Origin of the sequence: Micromonospora sp. NPDC049275 (assembly GCF_043197115.1) — a bacterium.
In the GTDB taxonomy this organism is placed as follows: Bacteria; Actinomycetota; Actinomycetes; order Mycobacteriales; family Micromonosporaceae; genus Micromonospora.
Genome location: NZ_JBICSN010000006.1, coordinates 231,817 through 252,838, shown reverse-complemented (window position 1 = coordinate 252,838; position 21,022 = coordinate 231,817). Strand labels below are relative to the sequence as shown.

12 protein-coding genes and 1 pseudogene are annotated in these 21,022 nt (G+C 69.1%); 5 read left to right on the top strand and 8 right to left on the bottom strand.

The window, feature by feature from the left end; translation table 11 throughout:
* Positions 1 to 148 precede the first annotated feature (148 nt).
* The 3 genes from ACGFIE_RS20675 (at position 149) to ACGFIE_RS20665 (ending at position 7,694) form a co-directional block, all read left to right on the top strand.
* Positions 149 to 6,616: an RHS repeat-associated core domain-containing protein gene (locus ACGFIE_RS20675; RefSeq protein WP_393296784.1), complete on the top strand. Its 6,468-nt coding sequence runs from the start codon at positions 149 to 151 to the stop codon at positions 6,614 to 6,616.
* Between the two features lie 26 nt (positions 6,617 to 6,642).
* The gene (locus ACGFIE_RS20670; RefSeq protein ID WP_393296998.1) at positions 6,643 to 7,209 is read left to right on the top strand and encodes a DUF6346 domain-containing protein; all 567 of its coding nucleotides are present in this window, start codon (positions 6,643 to 6,645) and stop codon (positions 7,207 to 7,209) included.
* Between the two features lie 113 nt (positions 7,210 to 7,322).
* Positions 7,323 to 7,694, top strand: coding sequence for a hypothetical protein (locus tag ACGFIE_RS20665; RefSeq protein WP_393296782.1), 372 nt, complete (start codon positions 7,323 to 7,325; stop codon positions 7,692 to 7,694).
* A gap of 330 nt (positions 7,695 to 8,024) precedes the next feature.
* Here the strand turns inward: ACGFIE_RS20665 and ACGFIE_RS20660 are convergent, their stop codons facing one another.
* From ACGFIE_RS20660 to glgA, 6 genes and pseudogenes are all read right to left on the bottom strand, one after another.
* On the bottom strand, positions 8,025 to 8,555 hold the full coding sequence (locus tag ACGFIE_RS20660; RefSeq protein WP_393296780.1) for a DUF6036 family nucleotidyltransferase: 531 nt from the start codon (positions 8,553 to 8,555) through the stop codon (positions 8,025 to 8,027).
* A complete protein-coding gene (locus ACGFIE_RS20655; protein ID WP_393296778.1) occupies positions 8,552 to 8,914 on the bottom strand; it encodes a hypothetical protein in 363 nt (120 codons plus the stop codon). Before ACGFIE_RS20655 ends, ACGFIE_RS20660 begins: the two co-directional genes overlap by 4 nt.
* A gap of 186 nt (positions 8,915 to 9,100) precedes the next feature.
* On the bottom strand, positions 9,101 to 11,203 hold the full coding sequence (gene glgB / locus ACGFIE_RS20650) for a 1,4-alpha-glucan branching protein GlgB (protein ID WP_393296776.1): 2,103 nt from the start codon (positions 11,201 to 11,203) through the stop codon (positions 9,101 to 9,103).
* A 308-nt stretch (positions 11,204 to 11,511) separates the two neighbouring features.
* Positions 11,512 to 13,563, bottom strand: a pseudogene (locus ACGFIE_RS20645) (maltotransferase domain-containing protein); the annotation flags it as partial.
* Between the two features lie 587 nt (positions 13,564 to 14,150).
* Complete coding sequence (locus ACGFIE_RS20640; RefSeq protein ID WP_393296774.1) at positions 14,151 to 14,615, bottom strand: hypothetical protein; 465 nt, start codon at positions 14,613 to 14,615, stop codon at positions 14,151 to 14,153.
* A gap of 14 nt (positions 14,616 to 14,629) precedes the next feature.
* The gene (glgA, locus tag ACGFIE_RS20635) at positions 14,630 to 15,835 is read right to left on the bottom strand and encodes a glycogen synthase (protein ID WP_393296772.1); all 1,206 of its coding nucleotides are present in this window, start codon (positions 15,833 to 15,835) and stop codon (positions 14,630 to 14,632) included.
* Between the two features lie 72 nt (positions 15,836 to 15,907).
* On the opposite strand from glgA, the gene glgC reads away from it, so the two are divergent.
* Both glgC and pgm read left to right on the top strand, forming a co-directional pair.
* Complete coding sequence (gene glgC / locus ACGFIE_RS20630; RefSeq protein ID WP_363690138.1) at positions 15,908 to 17,140, top strand: glucose-1-phosphate adenylyltransferase; 1,233 nt, start codon at positions 15,908 to 15,910, stop codon at positions 17,138 to 17,140.
* Positions 17,141 to 17,169: 29 nt separating this feature from the next.
* Positions 17,170 to 18,813 (top strand): phosphoglucomutase (alpha-D-glucose-1,6-bisphosphate-dependent), encoded by a 1,644-nt coding sequence (gene pgm, locus ACGFIE_RS20625; RefSeq protein ID WP_393296770.1) that lies wholly within the window; start codon positions 17,170 to 17,172, stop codon positions 18,811 to 18,813.
* Between the two features lie 122 nt (positions 18,814 to 18,935).
* Here pgm and ACGFIE_RS20620 read toward each other — a convergent pair whose 3' ends face one another.
* Positions 18,936 to 19,856 carry an NAD(+)/NADH kinase gene (locus tag ACGFIE_RS20620; protein WP_393296768.1) on the bottom strand — a complete coding sequence of 307 codons (921 nt, stop codon included), beginning with the start codon at positions 19,854 to 19,856 and terminating at the stop codon, positions 18,936 to 18,938.
* 83 nt (positions 19,857 to 19,939) lie between these two features.
* Complete coding sequence (gene wecB, locus ACGFIE_RS20615) at positions 19,940 to 21,022, bottom strand: non-hydrolyzing UDP-N-acetylglucosamine 2-epimerase (RefSeq protein ID WP_393296766.1); 1,083 nt, start codon at positions 21,020 to 21,022, stop codon at positions 19,940 to 19,942.

Genomic DNA, 21,022 nt, shown 5'->3' with positions numbered 1-21,022 from the left:
CTCTGCGTGGCCTCTCATTTCACTGCACAGAGTTGAGGTCAGCATGGCCGTCCACGGGGGATCCCGCGTGCTCAAACGTCCAAGACGGCTGGTCGCGGTTGTCGCGGCCGCAGCGGTCGCAGCCAGCCTGTTGTCGGGTTCGCCTGCGGTGGCGAAGCCGAAGGGCCCGGAGATCGCGAAGGCACCGGCGACGTCGCCGGGGCAGTCGGTCAAGGGTGTGAAGCCGTTGCCGACGAAGTTCGTGACGCCCCCGGACGACGCGAAGTCGACGTACAAGCCGACGCGGACGGTGTGGCCGAAGGCCGCGTCGGCGGAGGTCGACCTGGCGGCCGTCTCGGCTGGGGCGCGGGCGGCGACGCCGACGAAGACACGTGTGGCGGGCATGCCGGTTTGGGTGCAGCCGGTGGCCGAGAAGGCCGGCCGGGCCGGTCCGCGCGGCCTGAAGGTGAAGGTCGCCGACCGTCGCGCCGCTGAGGCGGCCGGGGTGGACGGCGTACTGCTGTCGGTTTCTCCGGACGTGTCCTCGGGCTCGGTGCGGGTCGGAGTGGACTATGCGGGGTTCGCCGAGGCGTTCGGCGGTAACTACGGGTCGCGGCTGCGGCTGGTGCGGTTGCCGGCCTGTGCGGTGACGACGCCGACGGTGAGCGAGTGTCGGACGGCGACCCCCCTGGTGTCGATGAATGACGCGGCGGCCCGGACTGTGTCGGCCGAGGTGCCGTTGGCGGCGGACGCGCAGGCCCGGGCGACGGGTGGCATGACCGTGCTGGCGGCGGTGGCAGCGGCCGGCGAGGAGGGCGGCAAGGGCGGCACGTACGCGGCCACGGATCTGAAGCCGTCGGGTTCCTGGACCGGCGGTGGTAGCACGGGTTCGTTCACGTACTCCTATCCGGTGACCGTGCCGCCGGCGGCGTCGGACCTCGTGCCGACGGTGGCCTTGTCGTACGACTCGGGCAGCGTGGACGGGCAGACGGCGTCGACGAACGCGCAGGCGTCGTGGGTGGGTGACGGCTGGTCGACGCCGCGCTCGTTCGTGGAGCAGACCTTCGCCTCGTGCATGGACGAGCCGGGCGGCAGCGCGTCACCGGTGAAGACACCGGACCGCTGCTACGACGGACCGCTGCTGACGCTGTCGTTGAACGGTTCGTCGACGGCGCTGGTGTGGGATGCGACGAAGAAGGTGTGGAAGCCGGAGTCGGACAACGGCGAGGTCGTCACCCACGTCGAGAACGCCAACAACGGTTCGGGGACGTACAACACCGACTACTGGCGGGTGACGCTGCGCGACGGCACGAGTTACGAGTTCGGTCGTAACCGGCTGCCGGGGTGGGCCTCGGGCAAGGCGGAGACGAAGTCGGTGGATCACACCCCGGTGTACTCCCCGCACTCGGGCGACCCGTGCTACAACTCGGCGGGGTTCTCGTCGTCGGTGTGCACGATGGCGTACCGGTGGAACCTGGACTACGTCACCGACACCCACGGCAACGCGATGGCCTACTACTACGACCAGGACACCAACTACTACGGCCGCAACAAGGGCGCCACGGACGTGTCCTACATCCGCGACAGCAACCTGGCGCGCATCGACTACGGCTTCACGGACGGCGGCGCGTACGGCACGGTGCCGGACCGGGTGGTCTTCAACACCGGTGACCGCTGCCTGTCCGGGACGTGCCAGCCGCTGAACTCGGCGAACAAGGCGAACTGGCCGGACGTGCCGTTCGACCTGATCTGCGCCTCGGGAACCGACTGTGACGACTGGAGCCCGGCGTTCTTCTCCACGCGGCGCCTGACCTCGATCGAGGCGCAGCAGTACAACATGGCCACCAGCCAGTACGAGAAGGTTGACTCCTACGCCCTCTCGCACAGCATGCCGGCCACCGGTGACGGCACGTCGCCGACGTTGTGGCTGACCTCGATCGCGCGCACCGGCCACGACACGAGCGCCGGCGGCTCCACGGCGGCGATCACGTTGCCGTCGGTGTCGTTCACAGGAATCAAGCTGCCCAACCGGGTCGACATCACCGGTGGACTGCCGTCGTTCTACCGGCAGCGCATCGCCACGATCACCACCGAGACCGGTTCGGTGATCTCGCCTTCCTACGAACTGCCGGTGCCCTGCACCGCCCCGGTCACCACCGACCCGGCGGCGAACACGAAGTCCTGCTACCCGGTCTACTGGACCCCGGACGGGTACGTGAACCCGACCAAGGACTGGTTCAACAAGTACGCCGTCACCCGGGTCACGTCCACCGACCCGACCGGTGGCGCGGCGGCCCTGTCGACCAGCTACAAGTACCTCAACGGCGCGGCCTGGCACTACGACGAGAACGAGGTCGTCAAGACCAAGTACCGCAGCTACGGCCAGTTCCGCGGCTACGGCAAGGTCCAGACGTTCACCGGCGACGGCGTCAACGATCGCCGCACCCAGGCCGAGACCGTCTACTACCGCGGCATGTCCAAGAACAACAACAGCACCGTGGTGAACCTGACCGACTCGGTCGGCGGCAACCACGAGGACGTCGACGAACTCGCCGGCAAGGAGCTGGAAACCACCCAGTACCTCGGCGAGAACGGTCGCGTCGACTCCTCCACCATCACCTCCTACTGGGTGTCCGGGGCGACCGCCACGCGCAGCAGAACCGGCTTGTCGGCGTTGACGGCGCAATGGGTGGCACCGGTCAAGACGTACACCCGCCAGGCCGTGACCAGCAGCGGCTCGGTGACCTGGCGTACCACCGCCTCCGACAGCAGCTACGACGCGAACATCGCCAGCGCCACGTTCGGCGAACTGAAGAACAGCTACACCTACACGGTGCCGGTCGACGCGGCGTACAACCAGTGCACCACCTACACCTACGCGCCGGTGAACACCGGCAAGAACCTCGCCGGGCTGGTCAGCCAGACCGAGACCGTGTCGGTGGCCTGCGGCGGCTTCACCCAGGGCAGCCCGGCGTCGGTGCCGGGCAGCGTCAACACCCTCACCGCGCCGGGCACGGTCAACCGACCCGCGCAGGTGGTGAAGGCCGAGCGCAGTTTCTACGACGTGGTGGACTTCTCCACGACGTTCCCGCAGGTGGCGGCGCCGTCAAAGGGTGATGTGACCGTTACGCAGACCGCGAAGGACTACGCCTCCGGCGCGTACGTCTGGCAGACCACCGGGCGTTCGACCTACGACAGCTACGGCCGGGTCACCGACTCGTACGACGCCAAGGGCAACAAGACCGCCACCGGCTACACGATGAACGCCGTCAAGCTGGTAACTGCCACGTCCACCACCAACCCCGCCGAGCACGGTGGCTCCGTCACGCTCGACACGAAACGCGGCATCCCGCTGGTCAGCACCGATGCCAACAGCATCGTCACCACCCAGCAGTACGACGCGCTAGGCCGAGCGACGTCGGTGTGGCTGAACTCGCGCGCCACCAGCGTCGGCGCGAACCACAAGTTCGGCTACACGGTGTCGAAGACCGGGGTGTCCGCCACTACCGCGGAAACCCTGAACAACTCCAACGGCTATCAAAAGTCCGTCACCATCTACGACGCCTTGCTGCGCACGCGGCAGACCCAGTCGATCACCCCAGCGGGTGGCCGGATGATCACGGACACGTTCTACGACACGCACGGGTGGACCCGCGCGTCGTACAACGGCTGGTGGGACGACGGGTCGTTGCCGACAATCAGCACGCCGGTGTCGGCGGCGGACCTGAGCAAGCAGGTGCCGAACCAGACGTTCACCACCTATGACGGCCTGGGCCGCGCGGTCATCGTGACGGCGGCCAAGAACGGTGTGACCGTCTCGACGACGACCACCGTGCATGCCGGTGACCGCACGACCGTCGTGCCGCCAACCGGTGGGGTCGTCTCCGCCACCCTCACCGACCTGCTCGGTCGGAAGAAGGAGTTGCAGGAGTACAGCGCCCGTCCGACGGTGACCGCTCCGTCGGACACGTTCACCGGCACGTTCACCGTAACCGGCGGTACGGCGACGGTCAGCAAGTACGGCTACGACGAGCACGGCAACCAGTCGACGCTCACCGACGCCAGCAACAACGTGTGGACCTCGACGTACAACCTGCTCGGCCAGGTCGTGGCGAAGTCCGACCCGGATGCCGGCGCCAGCAGCATGAGCTACGACGCCAATGGCAACCTCGAACAGTCCACCGACGGGCGCGGCAAGACCCTGTCGTTCACCTACGACGCGCTCGACCGCAAGACCGGCGAGTACGCGTCCACGGTGGCGAACCAGTCGTCGGCGAACCAGCGGGCGGCGTGGGTGTACGACAACAGCAACAACGTCGCCGGAGTCACCAACGCGCTCGGGAAGCTGACCACCACCACCGCCTATCGCGGCGGGCAGGCGTATGTCACGCAGCAGAAGGCGTTCAACGTCTTCGGTAGCTCGCTCGGAGTCACCGTCACCGTCCCCGACAGCGAGGGTGCCCTCGGCGGGGCGTACGTGTTCGGGCACACCTACACCTCGGTGCTGGGCCTGCCGCTGACGGACACCTACCCGGCCAAGGGCAGCCTGCCCTCGGAGACGGTGATCCACGGCTACTCGCCAATCCTGGACCTGCCCACCGTGCTCGGTGGGTTGGCCAACTACACCAACGGGGTCAGCTACGACGCCTACGGCCGGGTCGACCAGCAGACCCTCGGCGCGGGCACCAACGTGGCCTACGTGACCAACACCTACGACCCGCACACCAGCCGGCTGACGAACCAGCTCGTCACGCGCGCCACCGGCACGCCGACGAACGTGGACGAGCAGGAGTACAGGTACGACCTGGCCGGGAACATCACCCGCAAGATCAGCAAGCGGTTGGGTGCCACGACCCCGGCGGAGACGCAGTGCTACGGCTACGACGGCCTGGCCCGGCTCACCGAAGCCTGGACGGGCACCGACGCCTGCGCCGCCACGCCCACCGACACCAACAAGTCCATGGTGGGCAACACCATCGGCGCGGGTAGCGCCTACTGGACCAGCTGGCAGATCGACCTGATCGGCAACCGCACCCAGCAGACCGAACACAATCTGACCGGCGGCAACGACACCAAGACCACCTACGCCTACAACGGCAACGGTCAGAACAAGCCGCACACCCTGACCTCCACCACCACGACCGGCGGAACCACTGGCACCACGTCGTACACCTACGACAACGCCGGCAACACCACCGGCCGCAACGCCGCCCAGGGCAACCAGACCCTCACCTGGGACGACGCCGGCAAACTCGGCACGGTCACCGGCGGCACCAGCGGGACCAACTCCTTCATCTACGACGCCGACGGTGCCTTGCTGCTTCAGAGGGAACCCGGCAAGAACACTCTCTACCTTCCGGGACAACAGCTCACCCTCAACACCAGCACCAGCGTCGTCGGCGGCAGCCGCTACTACGCCCTACCCGGCGGCGGTAGCTGCATTCGTACCGGCAGCGGCACGGCGTACTCCTTCGCCATCGCCGACCACCAGGGCACCCCATCCCTCTACCTCGACAGCACCGCCCAGAACCCCACATGGCGGCAGTACACCCCCTACGGCGCACCCCGAGGTGCCGCCGTTACGGCCCCTGACAACCACGGCTTCCTCAACAAACCGATGAGTCCGACCGGGCTCACCACCGTCGGCGCCCGCTCCTACGACCCCACGCTCGGCCGTTTTCTTTCGGCAGACCCCCTACTGGATGCAGCCCAGCCGCAGCAGTGGAACGGCTACTCCTACGCCAACAACACCCCGGTGACATCCAGCGACCCCACCGGCTTGATCCCTGACGACTGCAAGTACTTCGACTGCTATGGCTACGACGTCAAAAAGGGCTGTCCGGGCGGATGTGGCTCGACCAGCAACGTGGCCTATGGCAAGAAGAACAAGCTGGGAAGCACCAAGTTGAAGCGCGGGACGTACGTTCCCCCACCGCGGCAGGCCCCGAAGCCGAAGCCGCAGCCGAAGCCGCAGCGGTGCGGCGGCGGCTTCCTCAGCACCATGTGTAACTGGGCTGTCGACCACGCCGATATAACGGGAGCGGTTGCGGGTGTGGTCGTTGGGGTCACCTGCACGGTCGTCACCGGTGGTGCCGGCGCGATAGCGTGTGGCGCGCTCGGTGGGGCGGTGACGAACCTGACCGCCGGAGCTCTGAAGTGTGAGGGTGGAGATCAGTCAATGTGTGGCCTTGGCTTGGTCAACTACACCGCGCAGGGGGCCCTGTTCGGTGCTGCGGGCGGCGTGCTCGGTGCCGGTGCCGGTGGCTTCTTCAAGGCTGGAGGGGCCGGCATGAAAACGGCTTGGGGTCAAATCGATACTATGGAGGCGTTTGGCCGGGGGCTACCAGCGGCGTTGAGCAAGCGCATCGGCGGTAGCCCAATGAACAATCTCGACACCTTCGTCAAATCCTCAGTGTCGGACATTGGCAGAGAGATCAGCAGGTCAGGTGTCAGAGGCACCGCATACAACATCACGAGGGATGTCATCAACGCCAGCTATTCGCCCGAGGCCATCGGTGGGGGAATGGTGGCGGGGCTTATGCCGGGCAGTCTCAATGATGTTGCGAACTACAACCCATTCCAGCCCCAGAACTACATCAACGGGGGCGGCGGAAATGTTGGCGGTTGGTTTTCGTGAGTCAGGCGAAACCCGGCTTCGGCCCCATGAACCCTGACATCCGGGACCGTGAGATGCGGCTCTGGGAGAGCTTGGGTCCAGCCGGGTATCGCCTACGCTGCGTCGGAGTCGCTGCTCTGCTTGCCTTGGCCGGAATTGTGAGCTTTCTCACTGGAATGACCGTGGCCAGCCTTTTCCCAGGCACCGGCGCGGTTTTTCACGGGCCAGGAGAACACCCGGTGATTGTTGTCGTTGACGGTTGCCAGCGGGTTGGTCCGATCAGTTCGAGGGGCTTCGGTTATTGGTGGGAGTGCGACGCGACGGTGACGGCAATGGACGGCGCAGCCCGGAAGGCCCGGATCGAGAGTTCCGTCGTTACTCCAGAGGACCAGGGCAGGCCGCTTGAACTTCGCGAGGGTTGCCGCGACGAAAGTGGCCTCACCGACTGCACCTACGGCAGACCTACCAACGGGTGGCTCGAGGTCGGCGTGCTGCTCATCAGTAAGTTGGGCTTGCTGGTTGCAGTCGGCAGCGGTGTGGTGGCCCTGGTTTACTTGACCCGAGCGGCCCTTGGCGCACCTCGGTATTGTCGCTTCCGCGGCGGTAACCCGTAACGCAGTTGTTTGCGAGCGGATCCTGCCTGACCGTCAGCGCGGTCGGGCAGGATCCGCTCTCAGCCCACCAGGAGGAAAATGTGGGACGACCGTCCGACCAGAGCATGCTGACAGTGACGTTGCGCCACCCGGCAGGCACTTTCCTCTACCAAGCCGCCAAGCCTCGAATTCAGCTCGACGGTGTTGATGTCAAGTCGACCGGCTGGGGCGCCCATCGGATTCCGGTCACGCCTGGTGACCACCGGCTCGATGTCTGGGTGCCCTACGCGGTCCCTCGGCGTGCCGGCCGGGCCCGTCGCAACTTCACCATTGACAACGGGCAAAACCTGGCGCTGGAGTACATGGCGCCGACAGTGACCTTCGCTCGAGGTTCCCTTGGTGAACCGGGGAAGCAAACCTCGACCGGTTATTCCACCGTCATGGTGTTCAACGTCATTGCGGCGATCCTGGTGGTGGCTGCTCTCATCGCGTTCGCGCTGACCTAAGAACGCCGGAGCCAGACGGCACCAGCGGGGGCACCTGCAGAGCCGTGGACGCCACCATTCCGTGCCACGCCAGTCGAGGCCGCGTTCTCGCTCCACTTCCGGTCGTCGACCAGATCGGAGCCGATGAGCCGCCGCCGACCCGGGAAACATCGCCGGGGTGGCGACCCGCCGACCGGCCCCGACCCAGTCGGTGCGGGCCGGTAGCCTGCCCGCCTCGGCCGGCCGTCCTCGGGTCCGGTGGGGCAGAAGTGGCTCTCCACGCCCGACGGCACCCGCCTGGGGCAACTGCTGCGCGACGCCGGGCTGGTCTGACCGACTGCCCCTGCCGGGCTACCGGCCATCGAACACGTCTTCAAGAACAAGCCTCGCCCGGCCGGGGACCTCTTCGTCCGGGAAGATCTCGGCACAAAGGCCGAGGACCTCTTCGGGGTTGTTCAGCCCGAGGTGCTCCACGAGGAAGCGGATGTCCTCGGCGTCTCGGCGTCGTGCCGCGAGAACCTTCATGGCAAGTAGATGCTCCGGGGACGCCGCCGAGACCCGCAGGCCAGGATGATCGAAGACTCGTGGTGCCTCCGGGTCCCCGCCAATGGCGACGTACACGCTCGCCTGTTCGTTCAGCCACCACTGCGGCAGCCCCAGCTCATCCGCGACGGCCCGCGCTTCGTCGAGGACGATACCGTGCGGCTGAAAAACGGCGTCTATGTCCCGCGTCGCCCGGCGGGCGTCGTAGGCCAACGCCATGGCAGCCCCGCCGAAGATATACAGGTCGGCGACCACACCCCGCTTTGCCAGCCGGTCACCGAGCCTGCGAAAGGCGTCCTCTATGGCAGTTCGGTCCAGCAGCGGGTCATCGGCGCTCACGCGACCTTCAACTCCTGCGGAGAGATGAACACCCCACGGCGCCGGAATGCCGCGGGCGCGTGCACCACGGCGTCGACGCGGGCGGCGCGAGTGTTGAAGGGGAACCAAAACTGCCGTAGCGACCGCGTCTCGACCCACGAGGGTGCGCCGCGCCCGTCGCGGGCGGAGAGGTACTCCGCCAATGCCGCGAGGAAGACATCCCAATGATCGTCACCGGTTGGGGCTGGCTCCTGGATCAGCAGGTCGGCGCGATGCTCGGGTGCTTCCCAGCCGTACTCCTCCAGGAACTCCGCCACCAGACGCCACCGCCTGGTGTCGTCGCCTCCGACGAGCAGGACGCCCAGGTGTGCGATCGTCATCGGTTCGTACCTCGCAGCACGATTGCTCACGGCGTCAACGCTAGTACAGGTCTGCGCCGATCCGCCGTAAGCCCTGCCTCTCCAAGGTGCTGCGATATCGTCCCCCGAACCGCTGAGTGTCCAGGCCCAGGGGGCAACTCCCGACGACTGCTCAGCATCAAGTGATCAAGAGGCTGGCGGCGACAGTCAGCCCTGCCGCAGCCAGACGACGCCCAGCGGTGGCACCTGGAGTGCCGCCGAGGCCACCAGCCCGTGCCACGGCACGTCCTCGGCGTGCACCGCGCCCAGGTTGCCCACCCCCGACCCGCCGTAGTGGTGGGCGTCGGTGTTGAGCACCTCGGTCCACGTCCCGCCGGCCGGCAACCCGATCCGGTAGTCGTGCAGCGGCGACGCGGAGAAGTTCGCCACGCACACGAGCGTCGAGCCGTCCGGGGCGATCCGGACGAACGACACGGTGTTGTTGGCGACGTCGTCCCCGGCGATCCACCGGAACCCGGCCGGCTCGGTGTCCTGCGACCACAGCGCCGGCGTGGCCCGGTAGACGCGGTTGATGTCACCGACGAGCCGCTGGACGCCGGCGCGAGCCGGGTCGTGCAGCAGGTACCAGTCGAGGCCGCGCTCCTCGCTCCACTCCCGGTCGTCGGCCAGTTCGGAGCCCATGAACAGCAGTTGCTTGCCCGGGTGCGCCCACATGTACGCGAGCAGCGCGCGGACGTTCGCCAGCCGCTGCCAGGTGTCGCCGGGCATCTTGCCGGCCAGCGAGCCCTTGCCGTGCACGACCTCGTCGTGGCTGATCGGCAGCACGTAGTTCTCGCTCCACGCGTACGCCAGGGAGAACGTGAGCTGGTGGTGGTGGTGCTGGCGGTAGATCGGGTCCTTCGAGGTGTAGAGCAGGGTGTCGTGCATCCAGCCCATGTTCCACTTGAACCCGAAGCCCAGCCCGCCCTCGGCGGTGGGGGCGGTGACGCCCGGCCAGGCGGTGGACTCCTCGGCGATCATCACGACGCCGGCGTGGTGCTTGTAGACCGTCGCGTTCACCTCCTGCATGAACGCGATGGCCTCCAGGTTCTCCCGACCGCCGTACTTGTTCGGTGCCCACTGCCCGTGCTCGCGGGAGTAGTCCAGGTAGAGCATCGAGGCGACCGCGTCGACCCGCAGCCCGTCGACGTGGAACTGGTCGCACCAGTAGAGCGCGTTGGCGACCAGGAAGTTGCGCACCTCGCTGCGGCCGTAGTCGAACACGTACGTACCCCAGTCGGGGTGTTCGCCCCGGCGCGGGTCGGCGTGCTCGTAGAGCGGGGTGCCGTCGAAGCGGGCCAGGGCCCACTCGTCCTTGGGGAAGTGCGCGGGCACCCAGTCCAGGATCACGCCGATGCCGGCGGCGTGCAGGGCGTCCACGAGGTGGCGGAACTCGTCCGGGTCACCGAAGCGGGACGTCGGCGCGTAGTAGCCGGTCACCTGGTAGCCCCAGGAGCCGCCGAACGGGTGCTCCATCACCGGCAGGAACTCCACGTGCGTGAAGCCCAGTTCGGTGACGTACGCGGTGAGCTGCTCGGCCAGCTCCCGGTAACCCAGGCCGGGCCGCCACGAGCCGAGGTGCACCTCGTACACGCTCATCGGCTCCTGGTGCGGCTTACGCTCGGCCCGCCGGGCCAGCCAGTCCTCGTCGTTCCACCGGTACGTCGAGTGGTGCACCACCGAGGCGGTGGCGGGCGGCACCTCGGCGTACGCCGCCAGGGGGTCGGCCTTGTCCCGCCACTGCCCGTCGGCGCCGAGCACCCGGTACTTGTAGCGGGCGCCGACCCGGGCGTTCGGGACGAACAGCTCCCACACGCCGCTGGAGCCGAGCGACCGCATCGGCCAGCCGTCGTCCGGACCCCAGCCGGTGAAGTCACCGATCACCCGGACCCCGCGCGCGCTGGGCGCCCAGACGCTGAACGCCACGCCCTCGTCGAAGACCCGGGCCCCGAGCGCGTCCCACAGCCGCTCGTGCCGGCCCTCGCCGATCAGGTGCAGGTCGAGCTCGCCGAGCGTGGGCGGATAGCGGTACGGGTCGTCGTGGACGACGCCGTCGACCTCCACCCGGTAGTCGAGCACGGTCCCCTCGACCTGCGCCTCGAAGACGCCCAGGTCGTGCACCCGCTTCATCGGGTGCCGCTCGTCGCCCACGAGCAGCACGACGTCGCCCGCGCCTCGGCGCATCGTGCGGATCGTCGTCGAGCCGTCGGCGGGGTGCGCGCCGAGCAGCGCGTGCGGGTCGTGCGTCACGCCGGTGATCAGCTGGTCCATCGGTCGTCCTTCGGGGCGGCTTCGGTCGGTGCGGAGGCGGACGGGCGGGGCGCGGCAGACGGGCGGGGCGCCGCCGAGCGGGCCTTCGCCGAGCGGGCAGCGGACGCGCGGGCCGCCACGGAACGCGGGTCGAACGGGCGGGCCACCGCGGGGCGGGCGTCGGACGGGCGGGCCGCCGCCGGGCGCGGAGCCACCGCCGGCTCGGAGCCGGCTGTCGGGTCGGTGTTGGCTGTCGGGTCGGCGTTGGCCGTCGGGTCGGCGTTGGCCGCCCGCTCGGCGATGGCAGTCGGGTCGGTGACAGCCGTCGGTGCCGGCGTCGTCGGCGCGGTGCCGCCGGAGAGCTCGTCCGGAACGTCGGTGACGGTCAGGTCCGCCGGTTCGACGCCGGCGGGCTCCGGAGCGGAGTGCTGCGCGACCGGGCGGCGGACGGTAAGCACGTGCGCCGGTTGCAGGTACGGGTCGAGCCGCACCGCGTTGCGCTGCCCCCAGTCGTAGCTGGTGCCGGTCAGCTCGTCGTACACGGTGAACCGCTCGTGCCAGTCGAACCCGAGCTCCGGCATGTCCAGCGTCGTATTGCCCCACTGCACCACACGTGGGTCGAACGAGCAGATCACGATGACGGTGTTGCCGGTGTCCGGGTCGTGCTTCGACCAGCACAGCAGCGCCGGGTTGTCGATCTCGTGGAAGCGCAGGTTGCGGAGCTGGTGCAGGGCCGGGTTGTCGCGGCGTACCCGGTTGAGGGTGGCCAGGAAGGGCGCCAGCGAGCGGCCCTGCGCCTCGGCCGCGGTCCAGTCGCGGGGGCGCAGCTCGTACTTCTCGTTGTCCAGGTACTCCTCCGCGCCCGGCCGGGCCACGTGCTCGAACAGCTCGAAGCCCGCGTACAGGCCCCAGGAGGGGGAGAGCAGCGCCGCCAGCACCGCCCGGATCTTGAACATCGGCGGACCACCGTGCTGCAACGACTCGTGCAGGATGTCCGGTGTGTTCGGCCAGAAGTTCGGCCGCATGTGGTCGGCCGACGCGACCAGCTCCTCGCAGTACTCCCGCATCTGCGCGGCCGTCGTGCGCCAGGTGAAGTAGGTGTACGACTGCGTGAAGCCGATCTTGCCGAGCCCGTGCATGATGGCCGGCCGGGTGAACGCCTCGGCCAGGAACAGCACGTCCGGGTCGACGGTCTTGACCTCGGCGATCAGCCAGTGCCAGAAGTCGAACGGCTTGGTGTGCGGGTTGTCCACCCGGAAGATCCGGATGCCCTCGCCCACCCAGTGCAGCACCACCCGCAGCACCTCGGCCCGGATGCCCTCCGGGTCGTTGTCGAAGTTGACCGGGTAGATGTCCTGGTACTTCTTCGGCGGGTTCTCCGCGTACGCGATGCTGCCGTCGGCGCGGGTGGTGAACCATTCCGGGTGCTCGGTGACCCAGGGGTGGTCCGGCGCGCACTGCAACGCCAGGTCCATCGCCACCTCCAGGCCCTGCGCCGCCGCCGCCTCGATGAAGGCCCGGAAGTCGGCAGGCGTACCCAGGTCGGGGTGGATCGTGTCGTGGCCGCCCTCGGCGGCGCCGATCGCCCACGGCGAGCCCACGTCGGTCGGCCCGGCGGTGAGCGCGTTGTTGCGGCCCTTGCGGTTGATCCGGCCGATCGGGTGGATCGGCGGCAGGTAGAGCACGTCGAAGCCCATCGCCGCCACACCCGGCAGCCGCTCGGTGGCCGTGGCGAAGGTGCCCGACCGACCGCCCGCCGCTCCTTCGGAGCGCGGGAAGAACTCGTACCAGGCCGAGAAGAGCGCCCGCTTGCGGTCAACCCAGATGGTGTACGTGTCACCGACGGTCACCAGCTCCCGCACCGGGTGCTCCCAGAGCAGGTCGGCCAGGGCCAGCGCGGGGTCCACCCGCTGCGGCAACGGAAGGTCGGTGTCGACGAGCGCGGTGAGCGCGGCGGCGACGCGGGCCCGGTCGGCGGTCGGCACGAGGTCCCGCGCGGCGGCCAGCACCCGCGCGCCCTCGGCCAGGTCGTTGGCGAGATCGACCGGACCCTGCCCGGCGGCGATCTTCTTGGTGACCGCGTTCTGCCACGTCAGGTACGGGTCCTGGAACGCCTCGACGGAGAAGGTCCAGGAGCCGACGGCGTCCGGGCGAATCGTGGCGTGCCAGCGGTCCTGGCCGGGCTCGCCGGGGCGCATCCGGGTGAACGGCCTGGTGACGCCGTCCGGACCCATCCAGACCACGTTGCAGCCGAGCGCGTCGTGCCCCTCCCGGTAGGCGCGGGCCGACACCGGAACCGGTTCGTCGACCACCGCCTTGGCCGGGTACCGCCCGCACGAGACGACAGGGGAGACGTCTTCGATCGGGAACCGTCCAGTCACCCCGCCAACCTACTGTGCGAGATCCCTTCGCGCGCGGCCAAGCACGTCTGTCAGTCTCCACGGCCGGGCCGCGAGTGAAGATCCGCGCACTTTCGGGGGGAGTTGCTGCCTCGCAACGTCGTCGACGCAGCAACTCCCCCGAAGTTGTGCGGATCTTGGCCCTGTGCGGGTGGGCGGCATCACGCGGGGTAACCACGGTGGAACGCCCGCTTTCGTGGTGTGCGGCCGAAGCCACTCACGCAGACCACCGGGTCCGCCTGAGTGGCTGGCCTCCCGGCGTGGCCGGAACGGGTTCCAGGAAACTGCGGTATCGACGCGGCTGGGATGCACCGGTTTCCTGGAACCCGTGTTGATCTAGGCCGGTGGCCCGGGGTGGCCCGGCCGGCGCCGCCGGGGTGAACATCGACCTCATCCGCATCGCGGCCAGCGCGCTTTGCCACGGGCATGGTGGTTATTCCGCCGAGGCGACGTCGTTGCTCAAGTCCCCTCCGGGAACGGCGGTCTGAGGCGACCCCTGGACGCGACGGGCACGTCGGCCGGAGAGCCAACCGGAACGCCGGCCCGAGAGCTCAGGCGGCCCCAGAGAGCTAGACCGTGAGCAGGCGTTCGATGCGCGCGTACTCGGCGGCCATCTCCGCGCTGGCGAGGACGTCGTCGAGGTCGGCCGAGACCTCGAAGTCGACCTCCTCGACGGAGCGGATGGCCAGTTCGTGCAGCTCTCCGCGCTCGTTCTCCTCCAGGTAGGTGGTCCAGTGCTCCAGCGCGGTGATGACGATCAGGAGCCCCTGGTCCAGGTCGTCGTCCGCGCGGATTCCCTCGTCGATCCGCACCAGCAGTGCGCGCAGTTCGCCGGCGCCGGCCGTCCGGATGTTCTCCCGGGCGCTTGTCAACGCCGCCCACGCGTCCTCGGTCAGCTCGTCGTCCGCCGCCGTCTCCAGCAGGTCCGCGCGGACCAGCCGGGTGACGGTGTCGAGGCCGAAGGCGCGCAGCTCATCCTCGCCGGCCGCGACGATGAGCGCGAGAACGGCCGCTTCGAGTTCGTCGTACCGCATCGTGCTCGTCTCCCTCAGCGCGCGGCGACCGAGCGGTACACGTCGAGGGTCTGGCGGGCGACCGCGTCCCAGGAGAAGTGCTCCACGGCGCGTCGGCGGCCGGCCAGGCCGAACCGTTCGGTGCGCGTCGGGTCGGCGAGCAGCGTGTTGACCGCCGCCGCCAGGTCGGCCACGAACCGCTCCGGGGCCAGCGGGGTGCCGGAGCCGTCGGTGGCCTGCTCGATGGGGACCAGCAGGCCCGTCTCACCGTCGGCCACCACCTCGGGGATGCCGCCGGTGGCGGTCGCCACGACTGCCGTCTCGCAGGCCATCGCCTCCAGGTTGACGATGCCCATCGGCTCGTACACCGACGGGCAGACGAAGACGGTGGCGTGGGTGAGCACCTGGATCACCTCGGGCTTGGGCAGCATCTCGGCCACCCAGACCACGCCGGAGCGGTTGGCCCGCAGCTCGGCAACCAGCTCCTGGACCTCGGCGGCGATCTCCGGGGTGTCCGGCGCTCCGGCGAGCAGCACGAGCTGGGTGTCCGCCGGCAGCTCCCGGGCCGCCCGCAGCAGGTAGGGCAGGCCCTTCTGTCGAGTGATCCTTCCCACGTACACCACGCTGGGCAGCGCCGGGTCGATGCCGAGCCGGTCCAGCACGTCGGTGCCGGAGTCCGGCGCGTACTGCGTGGTGTCGATGCCGTTGTAGACCACCCGGACCCGGTCCGGGTCGATCTGCGGGTACGCGGTGAGCACGTCGTTGCGCATGCCCCCACTGACCGCGATCACCGCGTCGGCGGCCTCCATCGCGGTGCGCTCGATCCACGAGGAGAGCGTGTAACCGCCGCCGAGCTGCTCGGCCTTCCACGGCCGCAGCGGCTCCAGGCTGTGCGCGGTCAGCACGTGCGGCACCCCGTGCAGCAGCTTCGCGGTGTGCCCGGCCAGGTTCGCGTACCACGTGTGGCTGTGCACCACGTCGGCGCCGGCGGCGCCGGCGGCCATCTCCAGATCCACACCCATCGTCCGCAGCGCGGCGTTCGCGCCGGTCAGGCCGGGTGGTTCGGTGTACGCCGTGACGCCCGGCTCGGTGCGCGGCAGGCCGAAGCAGTGCACGCGGACGTCGGTGAGGTGGCGCAACTCCCGGGCCAGGTACTCGACGTGCACGCCCGCGCCTCCGTAGACCTCCGGCGGGTACTCGCGGGTGAGCAGATCGACGCGCAGCGGGGTGGGTTCCGTCATGACCCCGCACCCTAGTGCAGAAGAGTCCCCGTACGAGTGGTGAAGTCCGACGCGGGTGGATAGCGTCTGGGCATGGCTGCCAAGGTGCTCGCGATCGTCCTGGCGGGTGGGGAGGGCAAGCGCCTGATGCCACTCACCACGGACCGGGCCAAGCCGGCCGTCCCGTTCGGCGGGATGTACCGCATGGTCGACTTCGTCCTCTCCAACCTGGCCAACGCCGGCTATCTCAAGATCGTCGTGTTGACCCAGTACAAGTCCCACTCCCTCGACCGACACATCACCAAGACCTGGCGGATGTCCACGCTGCTCGGCAACTACGTCACACCGGTGCCGGCGCAGCAGCGTCGCGGCCCGTGGTGGTTCGCCGGATCGGCCGACGCCATCTACCAGAGCTTCAACCTCATCAACGACGAGCAGCCCGACTACGTGATCGTCTTCGGCGCCGACCACATCTACCGGATGGATCCCCGGCAGATGGTGGAGGATCACATCGCCTCCGGCGCCGCGGTGACCGTCGCCGGCATCCGCCAGCCGCTGTCGATGGCCGACCAGTTCGGTGTCATCGAGGTCGGCGAGGACGGCCGCAAGATCCGTGCGTTCCGCGAGAAGCCCACCGACGCGGTCGGCCTTCCCGACGCCCCCGACGAGATCTACGCCTCGATGGGCAACTACGTCTTCACCACCCGCGCTCTCTGCGAAGCGGTCGAGCGTGACGCGGCGGACAAGTCCAGCAAGCACGACATGGGCGGCAGCATCATCCCGATGCTCGTCGAGCGGGGCGAGGCGAACGTCTACGACTTCCGCGACAACGAGGTGCCGGGCAGCACCGACCGGGACCGCGGCTACTGGCGCGACGTGGGGACGCTCGACTCGTTCTACGACGCGCACATGGATCTGATCAACGTGCACCCCGTCTTCAACCTCTACAACTTCGACTGGCCGATCTACACCGAGCAGCCGCCGTGGCCGCCGGCGAAGTTCGTCCACCAGTGGGGGGAGCGGGTCGGCCGCGCGGTCGGCTCGATGGTCTCTCCGGGTGTGGTGATCTCCGGCTCGCTCGTGGAGAACTCGATCGTGTCGCCGAAGGTGCGTGTGCACTCCTGGGCGCATGTCGAGGGCTCGGTGCTGATGGAGGGTGTCGAGATCGGCCGGCACGCCGTGGTCCGCCGGGCCATCCTGGACAAGAACGTGTTCGTCCCCGAGGGCACCGAGATCGGCGTCGACCTGGAGAAGGACCGGCAGCGCTACACCGTCTCCGACAACGGCATCGTGGTGATCGGCAAGGGCCAGAAGGTCGAGCCGTGACCGTCGCACTATCAAGGAGGTAGAACCCCGTGACCCATCCCCGTGCCGGCCAGCCCGCCGAGCCCGCCGACCTGGTCGACGTGCCGCGCCTGGTGACCGCCTACTACGCCGAGCATCCGGACCCCGCGGACCCGGCGCAGCAGGTCTCCTTCGGCACCTCCGGCCACCGGGGCTCCAGCCTGCGCAACGCGTTCAACTCCGACCACATCCTCGCGGTTACCCAGGCGCTCTGCGACTACCGGCGGGAGCAGGGCCTCGACGGCCCGCTGTTCCTCGCCCGCGACACGCACGCGCTCTCCGCGCCGGCCGCCGTGGACGCGCTGGAGGTGCTCGCCGCCAACGGGGTCACCGTGCTCGTCGACAGCCGCGACGGCTACACCCCCACCCCGGCGCTGTCGCACGCCATCCTCACCCACAACCGGGGCCGCACCAGCGGGCTCGCCGACGGCATCGTCATCACCCCGTCGCACAACCCGCCCGACGACGGCGGCTTCAAGTACAACCCCACAAACGGCGGGCCCGCCGACACCGACGTCACCCGGTGGATCCAGGACCGGGCCAACACGATCCTCGCCGCCGGGCTCAAGGAGGTCCGCCGGATCACCTACGCGCGGGCCCGGGCCGCCGACACGACAGGGGAGTACGACTTCCTCGCGCACTACGTCGACGACCTGCCGGCGGCGATCGACATCGACGCCATCCGTGACGCCGGTATCCGGATCGGCGCCGACCCGCTCGGCGGGGCCAGCGTGGCGTACTGGGGGGAGATCGCCGAGCGGCACCGGCTGGACCTGACGGTGGTCAACCCGACTGTCGACCCGACCTGGCGGTTCATGACGCTCGACGGCGACGGCAAGATCCGGATGGACTGCTCGTCGCCGAACGCGATGGCCTCCCTGATCGCCGCCCGCGCCGACTACCAGATCTCCACGGGCAACGACGCCGACGCCGACCGGCACGGCATCGTCACCCCCGACGCCGGCCTCATGAACCCCAACCACTACCTGGCGGTGGCGATCGGGCACCTGTTCCGCACCCGCGCCGACTGGGGTCCGGCCGCCGCCGTCGGCAAGACCCTGGTCTCCTCCTCGATGATCGACCGGGTGGCCGCCGACCTGGGCCGACCGCTGCTGGAGGTGCCGGTCGGCTTCAAGTGGTTCGTGCCCGGTCTGCTCGACGGGTCGGTCGGCTTCGGCGGTGAGGAGAGCGCCGGGGCGTCGTTCCTGCGCCGCGACGGCTCCACCTGGACCACCGACAAGGACGGCATCCTGCTCTGCCTGCTCGCCTCGGAGATCCTGGCCACCACCGGGCGCAGCCCGAGCGAGCACTGGGCGGAGCTGGCCGAGCGGTTCGGTGCGCCCGCGTACGCCCGGATCGACGCCCCGGCCACCCGGGAGCAGAAGGCCGTGCTCGCCAAGCTCTCCCCGGACCAGGTCACCGCCACCGAGCTGGGGGGTGAGCCGATCACCGCGACCCTTACCACCGCCCCCGGCAACGACGCCCCGATCGGCGGTCTCAAGGTGAGCACCAAGTCCGGCTGGTTCGCCGCAAGGCCCTCGGGCACGGAAGACGTCTACAAGATCTACGCCGAGTCCTTCCAGGGCCCCGACCACCTCAAGCAGATCCAGCAGGAAGCCAAATCCCTGGTAGACCAGGCCCTGACCCAGGCCTAACCCCCACCCCCACCCCACCCACCGACTTCCGCGTTGATCATGAAGTTATTGCCACGACACGCCGAGGCGGGCGGCAATAACTTCATGATCAACGCGGGGGTGGGGTGGGGTGGGGGTGGGGGTTAGCAGCGTGGGGGGATTTCTTGTTCGTTGGGGTTTTGTAGTTCTTTGGGGAGTAGTGCCTTGAGCTGTTCGGGGAGGAAGGGCAGGTCGAGGAGGCTCATCTTCAGCTGGTTGCGTTCCTGGTAGCGCAGCGGGTCGAAGCGGACCACCAGGCCGGCGTTGCGCCGGTAGCTGATCTCCACCGCGCCCTCGTCCGCCGCATCCCGGAACACCAGCCCGTCCATCTCCACCACCACGGCCGACGAGTGGGGCTCCAACTCCAGCCGGATCTTCTCGTCCCCGGAGAGCACCACCGAGCGGGAGATGCCGGCCATCGGCGCCGACGGGGTGACGACCACCGCGTCCGCCGCCGGGGAGATCAACGGACCGCCGGCGGCATAGCTGTACGCCGTGGAGCCGATCGGCGTGCTCACCACCACGGCGTCGGCGCGGTAGTAGCCGTACTGCTGGCCGTCGACGGCCAGGGTGGCGGTGACGAAGCCTGAGCCGGGCCGCCGAACCAGGGCGATGTCGTTGAACGCCACCACGTCGTCGCCGCACACGTCGCAGGCCAGGCAGGCGTGTGACTCGATGGTGAAGTCCTTCGACAGCAGCCGGCTCAGCGCCTCGGGCAGCGCCGGCGGCTCGATCTCGACGAGGAAACCGAGCCGGCCCAGGTGGACGCCGAGCACCGGCTTCGGGTCGAGGACGGCCGAGCGCAGCGCGCCCAGCATGGTGCCGTCGCCGCCGATGCTGATCAACGCGTCGGCGCGGACTGCCACGTCCTTCTCCGGCACGGGCTCGACGCTGGTCGGCACTCGGTGCTTGTCCTCCGCGCGCACGAAGAGCGACTTGTGGTTGCGCGTCGCCCACCGTTCGATGATCCCGACCACCTCGGTGACATCCCGGGTGGGGTGCAGTATCAGTCCCAGCCCCGCCACCCGTACAGCTCACCACACAGGTGTCGGACGCGTCCGGCGTACCGGTGAAGGGACGCGGGCTGTCCACGGACCGGCGGGGTCGGCTACCGCAGCGCCGCCACGATGATCCGCGCGATCCGTTCCCCGGCCGCGCCGTCCCACAGCGGCGGCGTGGCCCGTACGGCGGGCCGACCGGTCGCGAGGGTGTTCGCCACCGCCTCGGCGAGCGTCGAGCGGGTGACGAGGCGGTTGGTGCCGTGCGTGATCGTGATCGGGCGTTCCGTGTTGGGCCGCAAGGTCAGGCAGGGCACGCCGAGCATCGTCGTCTCCTCCTGTACGCCTCCGGAGTCGGTGACGACGACCGCCGCGCCGCGTACCAGGCTGACGAACTCGAGGTACCCCAGCGGCTCGATGACCCGCATCGCACGATGCGAGAGCAGGCCGGCGTTCTCGAGGTGACGCCTGCCGCGCGGGTGCAGCGGCAGGACGACGGGCAGGTGGTCGGCGACGGCGTGCATCGCCTTCACCAGGTCGACGGCGTCCGCCGCGTCGTCGACGTTGCCCGGCCGGTGCAGCGTCGCGACGACGTAGCGCTCGGGGAGCGCGAGCGCGGCACGGATGCCGGCGACGTCGAAGCGGTCGAGGTTGGCCAGCAGCGTGTCGATCATCGGATTGCCGACCAGGTGGACCTTCTCCGCCGCGATGCCCTCGGTCTCCAGGTGTGCCAGGGCGTCGGGGCTGGTGGCGAACAGCAGGTCGGACACGTGGTCGACGACGACCCGGTTGATCTCCTCGGGCATGGACCTGTCGAAGCTGCGCAGTCCCGCCTCCACGTGGGCGACGGGGATGCCCAGCTTCGCCGCGACGAGGGCGGCGGCGAGCGCGGAGTTGACGTCGCCGTACACGACTGTGAGCGCCGGGCGGTCGGCGACCATCAGCTCTTCCAGGCCGGTCATGACCGCGGCGGTCTGGCTCGCGTGGCTGCCCGAGCCCACCCCGAGGTTGAGGTCCGGCTCGGGGAGCCGTAGCTGTCGGAAGAAGACCTCGGACATCCGGTCGTCGTAGTGCTGTCCGGTGTGGACCAGACGCTGCCGCACGCCGTGCCGGTCCAGCGCGCGGATCACCGGTGCCGCCTTGGGGAAGTTGGGGCGTGCGCCCGCGACGTGCAGAACGGCGTCGGCTGGCAT

What these genes read in the sequence shown, in the direction of transcription:
- ACGFIE_RS20670 (WP_393296998.1), top strand. Translation starts at nt 6,643, where the DNA reads ATGAACCCTGACATCCGGGACCGTGAGATGCGGCTCTGGGAGAGCTTG.
- ACGFIE_RS20655 (WP_393296778.1), bottom strand. Translation starts at nt 8,914, where the DNA reads ATGACGATCGCACACCTGGGCGTCCTGCTCGTCGGAGGCGACGACACC.
- glgB (WP_393296776.1), bottom strand. Translation starts at nt 11,203, where the DNA reads ATGGACCAGCTGATCACCGGCGTGACGCACGACCCGCACGCGCTGCTC.
- ACGFIE_RS20640 (WP_393296774.1), bottom strand. Translation starts at nt 14,615, where the DNA reads ATGCGGTACGACGAACTCGAAGCGGCCGTTCTCGCGCTCATCGTCGCG.
- glgA (WP_393296772.1), bottom strand. Translation starts at nt 15,835, where the DNA reads ATGACGGAACCCACCCCGCTGCGCGTCGATCTGCTCACCCGCGAGTAC.
- glgC (WP_363690138.1), top strand. Translation starts at nt 15,908, where the DNA reads ATGGCTGCCAAGGTGCTCGCGATCGTCCTGGCGGGTGGGGAGGGCAAG.
- wecB (WP_393296766.1), bottom strand. Translation starts at nt 21,022, where the DNA reads ATGCCAGCCGACGCCGTTCTGCACGTCGCGGGCGCACGCCCCAACTTC.